At 67.1% G+C, this 15,039-nt stretch carries 11 protein-coding genes and 1 tRNA gene; 7 read left to right on the top strand and 5 right to left on the bottom strand.

Features of this window, described 5'->3' with window-relative positions:
* Positions 1 to 134: 134 nt before the first annotated feature.
* The 3 genes from V5740_RS10505 to sucC form a co-directional block, all read right to left on the bottom strand.
* Positions 135 to 2,504: a PAS domain S-box protein gene (locus V5740_RS10505; RefSeq protein ID WP_347302428.1), complete on the bottom strand. Its 2,370-nt coding sequence runs from the start codon at positions 2,502 to 2,504 to the stop codon at positions 135 to 137.
* On the bottom strand, positions 2,462 to 2,848 hold the full coding sequence (locus V5740_RS10500; RefSeq protein WP_347302427.1) for a PAS domain-containing protein: 387 nt from the start codon (positions 2,846 to 2,848) through the stop codon (positions 2,462 to 2,464). Before V5740_RS10500 ends, V5740_RS10505 begins: the two co-directional genes overlap by 43 nt.
* Before the next feature lie 240 nt (positions 2,849 to 3,088).
* A complete protein-coding gene (gene sucC, locus V5740_RS10495; RefSeq protein ID WP_347302426.1) occupies positions 3,089 to 4,288 on the bottom strand; it encodes an ADP-forming succinate--CoA ligase subunit beta in 1,200 nt (399 codons plus the stop codon).
* A gap of 103 nt (positions 4,289 to 4,391) precedes the next feature.
* Here sucC and V5740_RS10490 point away from each other — a divergent pair, with 103 nt between their 5' ends.
* The 6 genes from V5740_RS10490 (at position 4,392) to V5740_RS10465 (ending at position 11,039) form a co-directional block, all read left to right on the top strand.
* Positions 4,392 to 5,192, top strand: coding sequence for a 3'(2'),5'-bisphosphate nucleotidase CysQ (locus V5740_RS10490; RefSeq protein ID WP_347302425.1), 801 nt, complete (start codon positions 4,392 to 4,394; stop codon positions 5,190 to 5,192).
* Positions 5,193 to 5,204: 12 nt separating this feature from the next.
* Positions 5,205 to 8,132: an isoleucine--tRNA ligase gene (gene ileS / locus V5740_RS10485; protein WP_347302424.1), complete on the top strand. Its 2,928-nt coding sequence runs from the start codon at positions 5,205 to 5,207 to the stop codon at positions 8,130 to 8,132.
* Positions 8,129 to 8,677 (top strand): signal peptidase II, encoded by a 549-nt coding sequence (gene lspA, locus V5740_RS10480; RefSeq protein ID WP_347302423.1) that lies wholly within the window; start codon positions 8,129 to 8,131, stop codon positions 8,675 to 8,677. The genes ileS and lspA overlap by 4 nt, the downstream gene beginning before the upstream one ends.
* The gene (locus V5740_RS10475; protein WP_347302422.1) at positions 8,677 to 9,192 is read left to right on the top strand and encodes a DUF3035 domain-containing protein; all 516 of its coding nucleotides are present in this window, start codon (positions 8,677 to 8,679) and stop codon (positions 9,190 to 9,192) included. Before lspA ends, V5740_RS10475 begins: the two co-directional genes overlap by 1 nt.
* A gap of 165 nt (positions 9,193 to 9,357) precedes the next feature.
* The gene (locus tag V5740_RS10470; protein ID WP_347302421.1) at positions 9,358 to 10,107 is read left to right on the top strand and encodes an electron transfer flavoprotein subunit beta/FixA family protein; all 750 of its coding nucleotides are present in this window, start codon (positions 9,358 to 9,360) and stop codon (positions 10,105 to 10,107) included.
* Positions 10,104 to 11,039, top strand: coding sequence for an FAD-binding protein (locus V5740_RS10465; protein WP_347302420.1), 936 nt, complete (start codon positions 10,104 to 10,106; stop codon positions 11,037 to 11,039). The genes V5740_RS10470 and V5740_RS10465 overlap by 4 nt, the downstream gene beginning before the upstream one ends.
* 13 nt (positions 11,040 to 11,052) lie before the next feature.
* On the opposite strand, the gene V5740_RS10460 is transcribed toward V5740_RS10465, so the two are convergent.
* Positions 11,053 to 12,735: a hypothetical protein gene (locus V5740_RS10460; protein WP_347302419.1), complete on the bottom strand. Its 1,683-nt coding sequence runs from the start codon at positions 12,733 to 12,735 to the stop codon at positions 11,053 to 11,055.
* Positions 12,735 to 12,808 (bottom strand) — tRNA-Gly (locus V5740_RS10455). Before V5740_RS10455 ends, V5740_RS10460 begins: the two co-directional genes overlap by 1 nt.
* Before the next feature lie 257 nt (positions 12,809 to 13,065).
* Between V5740_RS10455 and V5740_RS10450 the strand changes: the two genes are divergently transcribed.
* Positions 13,066 to 15,039 (top strand): S9 family peptidase, encoded by a 1,974-nt coding sequence (locus V5740_RS10450; RefSeq protein ID WP_347302418.1) that lies wholly within the window; start codon positions 13,066 to 13,068, stop codon positions 15,037 to 15,039.

Raw genomic sequence — 15,039 nt, 5'->3', positions numbered from 1 at the left:
GTTGCGGGGCATCGACCCACCATGGTCAGACGTGGTGGTGTAGGACAGCCCCTTCGTCGCAGGATCGTCCGCTACTGGGTGGGGAGCGGACATTCGGCAGCGGCAACATGACCCGAGACGGGAGGACGGAAGCATCAATCGAGCTGCGCCACCGACTCTACGATGGTGCGCAGCGTCACGGGCTTCTGCAACCTCGTTACGTCGATCAGATCAGATGGGATCGCGTCCTGATCGTAGCCGGTGAGGAAAATGAATGGGATGCCTCGCGCCTTGAGCGCATGCGCGATCGCGAAGTTGGGACCGCCACCGCCCAGGTTCAAGTCGAGGACAGCATGGGTAGGCGTCTCCATGTCCATCAGGTCGAACGTCGCGTCCTCGCTGGGGCATGGCCCGAGCACCGTCGCTCCCGCACTGCGTAACGCGGCGGCGGTGTCGCCGGCGAGGTAATAGTCGTCCTCGACGACGAGCACCGAGCGGCCAGTCAGGTCAGGTGCTCCGGTCATGTCCAGGGTTCCTCCGAATACAGTTGCCGCCGAGGGCGCGTCCGTTTCCAGGATGCTCTCGCCTTCCGTAAGCGGGAATTCCAGGCGGCAGCGGGCCCCTCCCGGCTCGATGCTGATCTTGCCAATGCCGCCTAGCTCGTAGGGAACCTTGCCCTCGATCAGGTCGCTGCCAAATCCGCGACGGGTCACCGGACCGCGCGCCGGTGCACCCGCTTCGGTCCAATCTATCGACAGCCAGGTGCGCCCCCGCTTTTCGAATGGAGCCCACACGACCCGCAACCTGCCTTCCGGCACGGAGAGCGCACCGTATTTCAGCGCGTTGGTCGCAAGTTCGTGGAGTGCGAGCGTCAGCACCTCGACCACCTTCGGCGACAACTGCACGTCCGGGCCAACCAGGACATACTGGCCGCCGCCCTGCGCCTGTGCGCTCACTTCACTCTCAACGATGTCGCGGAGCGCGCCGCCGGTATTGGCTTGCCGAGTGAGCAGCGCTTGCACGCGGGCGAGCGCAAGCAGCCTGCCGTCGAGCATGGCCTGGTAGTCGACGACATCCGCCGCTCCGTCCGCCGATCGCCGCACCATCGAGCGGATCATTGCCATGATATTACGCACCCGGTGCTGCAGTTCGGCGAGCAGCACGACTTGATGCTCAACCGCGAGCTTCGCCTCCGTCACGTCCTCGGCGATGCCGCCAACACGCGCGACATCGCCATTGTTGCGCAAAGGGAAGGCGGTGTCTCTGATCCATCGGAAGGCGCCGTCCAGTGGCCGCTGAATGCGAAACTCATGCATCACGGTCTTGCCGTGTCGCGCCCGGTCGAGATGCTGCTGCGCAAGGTCTCGATCTTCGGGGACAATCATTGCTGTCCATCGCTTCGCATCGCGAACCGGCGCATCCGCCTCGGTCCCATAGATCGTGGCCACCGCTGAACTGGCAAATTCCATGTCCAGCGTCTCCGCGCTCCTGATCCATAGACCGGCAGCCGAAGCCTGCGCGAATTGGCGGAATCGTTCCTCGCTTTCGCGAAGCGCCGCTTCGGCGCGGGCCTGCTCCACCGCGCTCCAAGTTCGCTCGGCGACCTCGGTGATGTAACGCAGATCGGCGGGCTGCCATTGTCGCGGAGTTCGCGAATGCACCCCAATGCACGCAACCAGGCGTCCGCCGCGCAGCAACCCGACCCCCGCAAGCGCCTGGACGCCGATCGCGGCATAGGCGGCGGGGTCCGGCACGAACTCTCCAGGCGCTGTAGCGTCCTCGATCGACAGCGTGCCACCGGACTGGAAGAGCTTGTGCATCGCCGGCGAGAAGTCCGACATGCGCATCCGGTCGGATATCGGCAGGGCGTCGCGCTCTGACCTTTCCGTGACCTGAAAATGATCCTCGTCTTCCTCGAACTCGAAATAGCTGGCGCGCATCACGTCCAACTGCTCCGCGAGCAGTTTCATCGCCATAGCCTTCACTTCGACCGGGTCGGTAAGCGCTCCAAGCGCATCGCTGAAACGGAGGAGGAAAGCCTGTCTTTCTTCGCTTTCGCGCAACGCCTGTTCGGCATCTTTCTGGACGGTCGTGTTCTCGAAAACGGCAGCCACCTGCCTGGGTCCGAACCGCGCTGCGCTGACCTTGATCCAACGCTTCATCGTCGGGCTGAAGCGCTCCAGAACCGCTGGAACACCGGATGTGAGGACCGGTGAATAGAAAGCGATCCATTCGGCCGCTTCTTCATGCGGAGCCATTTCCGTCACCAGCCGCCCCAAGATGTCGTCCCGCTTGAACCCGGATATTCTCTCCAATGCCGGGTTGATGTGGACGTGGCGGAAATCTGTCGGGTGCCCAGCTTCGTCGAATTCGAACTCGAGTATGACCAACGCCACGTTCGTGGCATCGAAGAAAAGCCGGTAGCGTTGATCAACGTCGCGCAGCGCCGCTTTCGCGCGTCTCGTGGCATCGATGTCGATGTTCAGCCCCGCCCATTTCTCGATGCGGCCATCGGTGTCGAGCACAGGCGCGGCGCGGACGTTGGTCCAGCGCCACCCACCGTCGGGGGAACAAAGGCGAAATTCGGCGTTGACGAGGCTGCGTGCTGCCATTGCCGCTCGGCATAAATGCGGTCGTCGGGATGAACCGCGTCGAGCCAGCCATAGCCGAGCCATTGTTCGAGCGTCTGACCGGTGTAAGCCCGCCAACTCGGACTATCGGAGACGACCACGCCTTCGGCATCGGTTTCCCAAACCGCCTGTGCCCAACTCTGCGTCAGAAGCCGTTCCCGCACCCTGGTTTCGCGCAGGATTCCTTGGGTTGCTGCCAATTGCTGCCTTAAGGCAGCGATCTCGTCGGCACTGTCCATAGCTTAGTAAAGCATGCGACGATGGATTATAAACCAACCTAGATTAGCAAAACCAGTTGCGGCGAAACGATTGGGCAGTCCGATTCTTCCCGCTGCAACGCTGCTTGGCCAATGTCCGCAATGGGGCGTGAGCGATCGTCGGGACCTATTGGCTCACCACTGGGTCAGACGGGCAAGCAAAAGGGGCCCCGCCATGCCGGCGAGGCCCCCTTCGTGATTGTCAGCGGGTGACAACCGGGATCAGGCGGCCTGCTTGACCTCCGCCACGATCTTCTTGGCGGCGTCGCCCAGATCGTCCGCCGGGACGATCGGCAGGCCGGAATTGGCCAGGATGTCCTTGCCCTGCTGCACGTTAGTGCCTTCCAGGCGGACGACCAGCGGCACGGACAGGTTCACTTCCTTCGCAGCGGCGACGATGCCTTCGGCGATGATGTCGCACTTCATGATGCCGCCGAAGATGTTGACCAGGATCCCCTCGACCGCCGGGTCCGCCAGAATGATCTTGAACGCCGCGGTCACCTTCTCCTTGTTGGCGCCGCCGCCGACGTCGAGGAAGTTGGCCGGGAAGGCGCCGTTCAGCTTGATGATGTCCATCGTCGCCATCGCCAGGCCGGCGCCGTTGACCATGCAGCCGATATTGCCGTCCAGCTTGATATAGGCGAGGTCGTACTTCGACGCCTCGACCTCCATCGGGTCCTCCTCCGTCTCGTCGCGCAGGGCGGCGACATCGGGGTGGCGGTAGAGGGCGTTCGAGTCGAAGCTCATCTTGGTGTCGAGCACCAGCAGCTCGCCATCCTTGGTCTCGACCAGCGGGTTGATCTCCAGCATGTCGCAATCGAGCGCGGTGAAGGCGTCGTAGAGCTGCTTCGCCAGCTTCTGCGCGGCCTTGGCAAGGTTGCCCGACAGCTTCAGCGCAAAGGCGACGGCGCGGCCGTGATGAGCCTGGAAGCCGCTGGCCGGGTCGATGGTGATGGTGGTGATGAGTTCGGGCGTGTCGTGGGCCACCGTCTCGATGTCCATGCCGCCTTCGGTCGACACGACCATGGCGACGCGGCCGGACGCACGGTCCACCAGCATGGAGAGGTAATATTCCTTGGCGATATCAACGCCGTCGGTGACGTAGAGGCGGTTCACCTGCTTGCCGGCATCGCCGGTCTGCACGGTGACGAGCGTGTTGCCGAGCATGTCGGTCGCGTCGTTCTTCACGTCGTCCAGGCTCTTAGCCAGGCGCACGCCGCCCTTGGCGTCCGCGCCCAGTTCCTTGAACTTGCCCTTGCCGCGGCCGCCGGCATGGATCTGCGCCTTCACCACGTAGAGCGGGCCGGGCAGCGTCTTGGCGCCTTCGACCGCTTCCTCCACACTCATGGCCGGCACACCCTTGGGGATGCCGATGCCGTACTTCGCGAGCAGTTCCTTGGCCTGGTATTCGTGGAGGTTCATGCGGGCGGACCTTCTCTGTCAGGATTGCCGTTTGCCGAAGCGCATAGGCAAGGGGGCGCGGCTTGCAAACCCCCATGTTGCACCCCATTGCTGCACCGCACCCATGATCGATCGCGCGCGTCTGGAAGCCATCTGCCGGGAGGCCGGGGCCATGGCGCTCGGCCAGTGGCCGGGCGGGGGCGCCACCGTGCGCCCGACCCTGCGCCATTGGAGCAAGGGCGACGCCAGCCCGGTGAGCGATGCGGACCTTGCCGTCGACACCTTCCTGAAGCGGGAACTGGGCACGCTGCTGCCCGCCGCCGGGTGGCTAAGCGAGGAGACGGTGGACGATCCGGCGCGGCTGGAACGCGACCTCGTCTGGCTGGTGGACCCGATCGACGGCACGCGCGACTTCATCCGCGGCCGGGCCGGCTGGGCGGTATCGGTCGCGCTGGTCAGCGCGGGGCGACCGCTGATCGCCGCGCTGGTCGCGCCCGCGCGGGGGGAGACGTGGAGCGCGACGGCGGGGGCAGGCGCCTTCCTCAACGGTCGGCGGCTGGTCGCCAGCCGGCGCACGGAACTGGCGAGCGCGCGCATCCCCGCCGATTCGCTGCCGCGCGCCGATGGCGACCTGCTGGCGGTGGAGAAGCCCAATTCCATCGCGTTGCGCATCGCCATGGTGGCGGACGACCGGGCCGACCTGCTGGTGACGCAGCGCTGGGGCCACGAATGGGACATCGCCGCCGCCACCTTGATCGCGCGGGAGGCGGGCGCGGCGGTCAGCGATGCGAGGGGCCGCACGCTGCGCTTCAACAAGCGCGATCCCAAGGATTGGGGCGTGCTCGCCTGCGCGCCCGCGCTCCACGGTGCCGCCGTGGCACGCTGGGGCAGCGGAGAAATTGCGCCGCGCCCCCCGCGCGGCTAAGGCGCGCGTTCGATGACCGAACAGCGCGATTATAAAGACACCGTCTTCCTGCCCAAGACCGCCTTCCCGATGAAGGCCGGCCTGCCGCAGAAAGAACCGGAAATCCTCCGCCAGTGGCAGGCGGCGGACCTGCATGGCCAGCTGCGCGCCGCGCGTGACGGCGCCGAGAAGTTCATCCTCCACGATGGCCCGCCCTACGCCAATGGCGACATGCATATCGGCCACGCGCTGAACCATGTGCTGAAGGACATGGTGATCCGCACCCAGACGCTGCTGGGCAAGGACGCGCCCTATGTGCCCGGCTGGGACTGCCATGGCCTGCCCATCGAATGGAAGGTGGAGGAGCACTACCGAAAGAAGAAGCTGAACAAGGACGAGGTCCCGGCGGACGAGTTCCGCGCCGAATGCCGCGCCTATGCCGCGCATTGGGTGGACGTGCAGCGCGAGCAGCTGAAGCGGCTGGGCGGGATGGGCGACTGGGACCATCCCTACCTGACGATGGACTACGCCGCGGAGGCGACCATCGTGCGCGAGCTGCTGAAGTTCGCCGAGGCGGGCCTGCTGTATCGCGGCGCCAAGCCGGTGATGTGGTCCCCGGTGGAGAAGACCGCTTTGGCCGAGGCCGAGGTGGAGTACGAGGACATCACCTCCACCCAGATCGACGTGACGTTCGAGATCGTCGAATCGCCGGTCCCGGAACTGGTCGGCGCGCATGCGGTGATCTGGACCACCACGCCGTGGACGATCCCGGTGAACCAGGCTTTGGCTTATGGGCCGGAGATTGGATACGTCGTGATAGAAGTGGCAGGCACTGCTTCTACTGGACGGAGTACCGATCGAGAAGCCAGCTTAGCTGAGGCTGCCCAACGAACTGCCCACCTGATGGGCAAACGTTTCGTGATCGCTGGATCTCTGTTGCCGCTGTTCCAAGCCCGCTTGGATGCGGCTAATGGTGCAGCCGTCATTTTGAACGGCGTAAGCCGCTTCAAAGGCTCCGACCTCGCCGGCACCAAGGTTCGCCACCCGATGCACGCACTCGGCGGCTTCTTTGCGGACCTGCGCCCGATGCTGCCGGGCGACTTCGTCACCACCGACAGCGGCACCGGCCTTGTCCACATGGCGCCCGACCATGGCGAGGACGATTTCGAACTGTGCCGCGAATACGGCATTCAGCCGAAGTTCGTGGTCGAGGCCGATGGCCGATACCGCGCGGACTGGCCTTGGCTGGGCGGGGCGGCCTCGGTCATCAACCCCAAGTTCAACGCGCCCGATGGACCGATCTGCACCCACCTGCGGGAGGCCGGCGCGCTGCTGGCGGCGAGCGCGGACTACAAGCATTCCTACCCGCATAGCTGGCGGTCCAAGGCCAAGGTGATCTACCGCTGCACGCCGCAATGGTTCGTGCCGATGGACCAGAAGATGGCCGGGTTCGACTACCCGGTCGCGGCGCTGGACGGGATCGGCGGGGCGGTGGCGCTCGGCACGGAGGCGCATCCCGACGCCACGCTGCGGCAGACGGCGGTGAAGGCGATCGCCGACACGCGCTGGGTGCCGGAGAAGGGCCGCAACCGGATCGGCTCCATGGTGGAGGGGCGGCCCGACTGGGTGCTCAGCCGCCAGCGGGCCTGGGGCGTGCCGATCACGCTCTACGTCCATCGCGGCACCGGCGAGTATCTGGCAGACCCGGTCGTCAACACGGCGATCGTGGAGGCGGTGTGTCAAGGCGGCGTCGATGCTTGGTACAATGGCGACTTCCTGACCGGCGAGTACGACGCGGCCGATTACGAGAAGATCACCGACATCCTGGACGTGTGGTTCGATTCGGGTTGCACCCATGCCTTCGTGCTGGACAGCGGGCGCTGGCCCGCCCTGCAATGGCCGGCGGACCTGTATCTGGAAGGCAGCGACCAGCATCGCGGCTGGTTCCAGTCGTCGCTGCTCGAAAGCTGCGCCACGCGCGGCCGCGCGCCGTACGATGCCGTGCTGACCCATGGCTTCACCATGGATGGCAAGGGCGAGAAGATGTCCAAGTCCAAGGGCAATACGATCAGCCCGCTGGACCTGATGCGCGATTACGGCGCGGACATCATCCGGCTGTGGGCGCTTTCCGTCGACTATACCGAGGATCACCGCATCGGCGACGAGATCCTGAAGGGCGTGGCCGACGGTTACCGCAAGCTGCGCAACACGCTGCGTTACCTGCTGGGCGCGCTGGATGGGTTCGACGATGCCGAGCGGCTGCCGGTGGCTGAGATGCCGGAGCTGGAGCGGTACATGCTCGCGCGGCTGGGCGTGCTGGACCGGACCCTGCGCGGGGCGGTCGATGCCTTCGACTTCAACACCTATGTCCGCAGCGTCGGCGAGTTCTGCAACGAGGAGCTCAGCGCCTTCTACTTCGATATCCGCAAGGACAGCCTGTATTGCGACGCGCCGGCGGACACGCGGCGCAGGGCGTGCCGCACGGTGATGGACACGCTGTTCCATGCGCTGGTCCGCTACCTGGCGCCGGTGCTGGTGTTCACGAGCGAGGAGGCGTGGACCACCCGCTTCCCCGATCAAGGCAGCGTGCACCTGCTGGTCTGGCCGGAGGTGCCCGTGTTGGAGGCGGACGACGCGCGCTGGGCCGCATTGCGCAGCCTGCGTGACGAGGTGCTGGAGGCGATCGAGCCGCTGCGCCGGGAGAAGACAGTCCGCTCCAGCCTGGAGGCCGCCGTCGCGGTGCCCGCCGCCGCCGTGCCGCCGGGTGTCGACGATGCATTGCTGGCAGAACTGTTCATCACCGGCGCCGTGACGCGCCATGGCGGCGAGGGCGTGCTGGTGGCGAAGGTGGACGATGCCAAATGCGGCCGCTGCTGGCGCCTGCTGCCCGAGGTGGTGGAGGATGGCGCACTGTGCCACCGCTGCGCCGATGCGGTGCCGCAGGTGGAGGCGGTGCTGTGAGCCGGCCCGCCTACAACCGTATCTTCGGGCTGGCGCTGGCGGCGCTGGTGTTCGTGGCCGACCAGTTCACCAAATGGCTGATGATCGGCCCGCTGCAATTGCAGGCCCGCGGGCATATCGATCTGCTGCCGTTCTTCGACCTCACCTGGACGGAGAACCGGGGCATCTCGCTCGGCCTGTTCAGTGCCGACACCACGCAGGCGCGCTGGATGCTGCTGGCGCTCACGGGGCTGATCTCGCTCGTCATCGTGATCTGGATGATGCGCGAACGGCTGCTGGGCGATATCGCCGCGCTGGCGCTGGTGCTGGGCGGTGCGCTGGGCAATATCCGTGATCGCATGACCTATGGCTATGTGGTCGATTTCGCCGACTTCCAGGTATGGGGTTACCGCCCGTTCCTGATCTTCAACCTGGCCGACGCCGCCATCACCATCGGCGTCGTGATCCTGCTGGTCCGCGCCTTGTTCATGCGCGAGAAACGCGAACCCGGCCACGGCACGGGACCGGCGGACCGCAATCCTGACCATTCCGCGGAGACCTTCTGATGCGCGCTGCTGTTTCCACTCTCCTCCTGGCCTGCACCGCCGGCATGCTTGCCGGTTGCGGTGGTGGCGAGGGCCTGGCGCTCGATCGGGAGCGGCCGGATGAATTCGCCGTGCAGCGGCAGGCACCGCTGATCGTGCCGCCGGACTTCGCACTGGTCCCGCCCAGCCCCGGCGCCCCGCGCCCGGGCGAAGGCTCCACCAGCGAACAGGCGCTGGCCGCGCTGTTCGGCGGGCAGCAGCAGCGCAGCGGCGTGGAATACCGCGCGGTACAGGCGGCGGGCCAGGCCGATCCGGGCATCCGGTCGAGCGTCGGCGATACGGCCACCAACACCGTGGACAAGGGCGCGGCGACGCAGTCCATCCTGGCCGCGCCGGAAGGCGACGGGCAGGATGCCAGCGCCGCCATCCCCGCGGCCAGCGCGCCCGCAAACAACGCGCCTGCAGCGACTGCCGTGCCCCCGGCTCCGCCGTCCGGCGCTCCGCCGTCCGCCGCGATCCCCACTCCGCAGGGCTGATCGCCTGCGGGCGGTCCTGCCGCCCCAAGCAGAACTTATCCGCGCCACAGGCATTCCCTTGCCGACCCGCCTTGACGCTGCCCCGCGCCTTGGCGAAGGCGGGCGCATAGGTGGTGCCAGCCGTTCTTCGGCCGGCCAAGGCCCCGGCAGAAGGATGCTGCGCGCATGAAGATCATGGTGCCCGTGAAGCGGGTGATCGACTACAATGTCCGCCCACGGGTGAAGCCCGATGGCAGCGGCGTCGACCTCGCCAACGTCAAGATGAGCATGAACCCGTTTGACGAGATCGCGGTCGAGCAGGCGATCCGCCTGAAGGAAGCGGCCCAGGCGGACGAGATCGTGGTCGTGTCCATCGGTCCGGCAAAGGCGGCCGATACGCTGCGTTCCGCGATGGCCATGGGCGCAGACCGCGCGATCCTGGTGGAAACGGACGAGGTGGTGGAGCCGCTGGCCGTCGCCAAGATCCTGAAGGCGGTGTTCGAGGCGGAGCAGCCCGGCCTCGCCATCCTGGGCAAGCAGGCGATCGACGATGACGCCAACCAGACCGGCCAGATGCTGGCCGCGCTGACTGGTCGGCCGCAAGGCACCTTCGCCAGCAAGGTCGAGATCGCCGGCGACAGCGTGCATGTCACGCGCGAGGTCGATGGCGGGCTGGAGACGGTGGCGCTGACGCTGCCCGCGATCGTCACCGCCGACCTGCGCCTGAACGAGCCGCGCTACGCCAGCCTGCCCAACATCATGAAGGCCAAGAAGAAGCCGATCGACACCAAGACGCCGGCCGATTTCGGGGTGGACATCACGCCGCGGCTGAAGGTGCTGAAGGTCAGCGAGCCGCCGAGCCGCGCAGCGGGCGTGCTGGTGCAGTCGGTCGACGAGATCGTGGCCAAGATCAAGGATATGGGAGTGGTCGCATGAAGGCGCTGGTTCTCGCCGAACATGGCAACGGCACGCTGAAGGACGCCACGCTTTCCAGCATCACCGCCGCCGGGCAGCTGGGCGAAGTTACCGTGCTGGTCGCCGGCAGCGGGGCCGAGGCGCAGGCCGCGGCGCAGGCAGCCGGCCAGGTTGCGGGCGTGGCCAAGGTGCTGCTGGCGGACGATGCCGGCTACGCGCAGATGCTGGCGGAAAATGTCGCCGCGCTGATCGTGCCGCTGATGGGCGAGTACGATGCGCTGGTCTGCGCCGCCACGTCCAACGGCAAGAACGTTGCCCCGCGCGTCGCCGCCCTGCTGGACGTGATGCAGGTGTCGGACGTGCTGAGCATCGAGGGAGAGCGGACCTTCACCCGCCCGATCTATGCCGGCAACGCCATCGCCACGGTGGAAAGCGGAGATTCCAAGCTGGTGCTGACAATCCGCGGCACCGCCTTCGCCAAGGCGGCGGCGGATGGCGGCAGCGCCCCGGTCGAGACGATCGGCGGCGCCGGCGAGCAGGGCCTGTCGAGCTTCGTCGGGTGCGAGGACAGCGCCAGCGACCGGCCGGAACTGACCAGTGCTGGCATCGTCGTCAGCGGCGGCCGCGCGCTGAAGGATGCCGAGACGTTCGAGGCGATCATCACGCCGCTGGCGGACAAGCTGCACGCCGCGATCGGCGCCAGCCGCGCGGCGGTGGATGCCGGCTATGTCGGCAACGATCATCAGGTGGGGCAGACGGGCAAGATCGTCGCCCCACAGCTCTACATCGCGGTCGGCATTTCCGGCGCGATCCAGCATCTGGCGGGCATGAAGGATTCGCACACCATCATCGCCATCAACAAGGACCCGGATGCGCCTATCTTCCAGGTCGCCGATATCGGCCTGGTCGCCGACATCTTCGAAGCGGTGCCGGAACTGACGAGCAAGCTGTAGCGGCGAGCGCCCGTCAGGCGGCGGGCGTGAAGTCCGGCGCGGCCACGATGCGCGGCATGGCGTGGCCGCGCACCGGCGTGCCGGTGACCGTGAGCAACCGGGCCGCACCGTTGCCGTGGACCGTGATGGTGATGCTGCGGGCATCGAACAGCTTGGGATAGACCCTGACCGCCTGCTGCCAACTGCGCCCGGCCGCGCGGGCGGCGGCGGTGCGCTGGCAGGTCAGGTCCACGCGAATATTGTCGGGCGGCGCCACCATCGTCCGCGTACGGCCGACCGGCGTCTGCAGATTGTCCGGACCGGACAACGACAGCGGTTCCGTGATGCGCGTCCGGTCCATGACGGCGGTCACGTCGAGGTCGATATCGGTCAGCCGCCCGGCAGCGGTGCCGAGGCCGAGCTGCGAATCGATCAGCCGCAGCGCGCCACGCGCGAAGGAGGTGATGGCGACGGTGCCGCACCGTTCCATCGTCACATCCTCGAACGTCATCCATGGCGCCGGCTGCCCGGCCCGCCGGATCGGGTAGGAGAACGGATAGCCGTTCCCCAGCGGGCCGTCCGGGCCCGCCCCGGCCCCGCCCATCAGCGACACGCCCCTGAGGTCGTGGAAGCGGCAGCGCCGGACGGTCTTCCCCCGGCCGCCGATGATTTCCGCCTGGTAGGAATTGCCCGTCACCACATCGGTGTAGGTACTGCGCGCGGCGGTGCCCGAGTTGATCGTGCATTGGGGCGAGCCGTCGAACACGCAGTTCTCCAGCAGCTCCTCCCGCACGCCGGTGCCGCCGGCGGTGTAGTAGATCTCCCCGCCCCAGTTACGCAGGGCCACATTCGCAAGTTCGATGCGGGCGCAGTTCACGTCCTGCACGCGCACGCCCTTGTGCGTCAGGTTGATCTGCGGTTCGCGCGGCGCGGCGGGGTCGAAGGTACGGGTGCCGTCGATCTCCACGTTCTCCAGCCGGAGGAAGTCCATGGAGGTGTTTGGCCGCACGTTGACGCCGCTGCCCATCCAGTTGCGCTGCTGCGTCAGCATGTCGCCGGTGGGCTGCGGGGCGGCATAGGTCATGTTCGGCTGCGTCACCGTATCGTTGCTGCCGCCCCGGCTGTTCAGGCAACGCAGCAGCGTCCGCCCGCGAGCGGTGCCGACGATCGCCAGGTTCTCCCGCACCAGCAGGTAATGGCCAGAGAGGCCGGTATTGGCATGTTCGCCCCGGCGGCGCGGCGGCGCCCACAGGTCGTAGCGCTGGGCGGGCAGCTCCACCCGCTCGATCCCGGCGGCATGAGCGTAGGCGAGCGTCGCGGCAAAGGCGGGCTGCGCATTGCCGATGGCGGGGCAGCCGAGCTGTTCGGGCGTGATCGCGCCCGACGGCGCGGGCAGCAGGCGGAACAGGCGGCCATTTGCGCTGGCCCGGCAGGCATCCGGATGCGCGCGGGCGAGGGCAGCCGTCGCCAGCGCATCGCTGACATAGGTGGCGCCGCCTGTGCCGCGCCGGCCATTGCCGAAGGCGCCGGTGCGGACCCGGTCAGTCCCGCGGGGGATGTTCGTGGCCGGCAGCGCGTCGAACGTCGCCAGCGCCATGCCGTCGGTCCGGGCCGTGGCCCCATCATGCGGGAGCAGCAGGGTGACGGCGCCTGCCGGTATCGCCATCAGCGCCGCTGCGTTGCGCAGCGCGATGAGGATGTCGCGGCGGCTGGTCATGGAGCGGGTGAAGGGAATCGAACCCTCGTCGTAAGCTTGGGAAGCTTCTGCTCTACCATTGAGCTACACCCGCGAAGGCGAAAGCGCGCTTGGCACGATTGGTCGGGCGGCGTCAATCGGCAAAGCGGCGCGGCCCGGCGCTGTCGGACGAACCGCCGATGGCGTCCGACAAGTTCGCTTGCCCCTGTGTCCCTGCGCGCTACTCATGCCCGTTCGTAACGCGCCGGGGGATGCCTGCATATGAACAAGAGCCTGTCATTTGGTGCCTCCGTTGCCGCGCTTGCCATGGCGGCGGCCGGGCCGCCATCCTTTGCCCAACAGGGAGCTTCCATGACCGACACCACCAGCACCGCCGCCGCCGCGGTGCAATCCGCCCCCCTGATCCCGCGTGACGCGCTGTACGGCAACCCCAGCCGCGCCGGCGGGCAGATCAGCCCGGATGGCCAGTGGGTGAGCTGGATGGCCCCGCACGAAGGGGTGATGAACGTGTTCGTCGCGCCTGCGGCCACGCCCGATCAGGCGCGCCGGCTGACCAGTTCGACCGACCGGCCGATTCCGCAATATTTCTGGGCCGGCGACGGCAAGAGCATCCTGTACGTCCAGGACAAGGGCGGGGACGAGAACTTCCTGCTGTACCAGGTCAATGTCGCCAGCGGGGAGGAGCGGACGCTGACCCCGTTCGAGAAGACGCGGGTGCAGGTGCTCGGCCGGTCCGACACCATCCGTGACAAGATCCTGGTCGGCCTGAACAACCGCGATGCGCGGCTGCACGACCCCTATCTGCTGGACCTCAACACCGGGGAGCTGACGCTGGTGATGGAGAACCCCGGCTATGTCGGGTTCCTGGCCGATGACAGCCTGACGCTGCGTTGGGCGATCGCGATGAACGCGGCCGGGGGACAGGACATGTTCCCGATCGTCGACGGCAAGGTCGCGGAAAGCCCGCGCGAAAGCACGGGCATGGAGGATTCGCTGACCACCAGCGTCGCCGGCTACACCACCGACGGCAGCACGCTGTACTGGATCGATTCGCGCGACCGCAACACGGCGGCGCTGATCGCGGAGGACACCGCCACGGGCGAGAAGCGCGTGATCGCGGAAAACGACAAGGCCGATATCGGCGGCATCATGGCGAACCCCCGCACGGGTGAGGTGGAGGCCTATTCCGTCAATTACCTGACCAACGAATGGACCGCATTGGACTCCGAGGTGAAGGCCAGCCTCGATTTCCTGGACAGCCGGCTGGAAGGCGAGTTCGGCGTCCAGTCGCGGACGGAGGACGATGCCACCTGGGTGGTATGGAACGACCCGCTGACCGCCCCGACCAAGGTGTACCTGTATGATCGCGCGGGCGGCACGCTGACGGAGTTCTACAACAGCCGTCCGGAGCTGGAGGGCGCCCCGCTGCAGCCGATGCATGCGGTGGAGATCCCCGCGCGCGACGGACTGCCGCTGGTCAGCTACCTGACCCTGCCGCCGGGCAGCGATCCCGATGGCGACGGCAAGCCCGATGCCGCGGTGCCGATGGTGCTGCTGGTCCATGGCGGGCCGTGGGCGCGCGACGTGTACGGTTTCAACCGGGCGCATCAATGGCTGGCCAATCGCGGCTACGCCGTGCTGTCGGTCAACTTCCGCGGCTCGACCGGCCTGGGCAAGAGCTTCATCAATGCCGGTAACCTGGAATGGGGCGCCAAGATGCATGATGACCTGCTGGATGCGGTCAGCTGGGCGGTGGCCGGCGGGATCGCGCAGCAGGAAAAGGTCGCGATCATGGGCGGCTCCTATGGCGGGTACGCCACGCTGGCCGGGCTGACCTTCACCCCCGATACCTTCGCTTGCGGCGTCGACATCGTCGGCCCGTCCAACCTGGAGACGCTGCTGGCGACCATTCCGCCCTATTGGGAACCGATGGTGAAGCAGTTTCACGACCGGATGGGCAACCCCAACACGCCGGAGGGGCTGGCGCTGCTGAAGGAGCGCAGCCCCCTGTACAAGGCGGGCCAGATCACCAAGCCGCTGCTGATCGGGCAGGGTGCCAACGATCCGCGGGTGAAGCAGGCGGAAAGCGACCAGATCGTGACGGCGATGCAGGCGGCGGGCGTGCCCGTCACCTATGTGCTGTTCCCCGACGAAGGGCACGGCTTCGCCAAGCCGACCAACAACATCGCGTTCAATGCGGTGACGGAGAACTTCCTGGCCACCTGCCTGGGCGGCCGGGCGGAACCGGTGGGCGATACGCTGACCAGCTCCACCGCGCAGGTGCTGGCGGGGGCGGAGAATATCGGGGCGACGGGGGCGGAGTAA

Source organism: Croceibacterium sp. TMG7-5b_MA50, from assembly GCF_039830145.1.
Lineage (GTDB): Bacteria > Pseudomonadota > Alphaproteobacteria > Sphingomonadales > Sphingomonadaceae > Croceibacterium.
The sequence above is the reverse complement of the archived record's forward strand: the minus strand, read 5'-3'. Positions and strand labels throughout refer to the sequence as shown.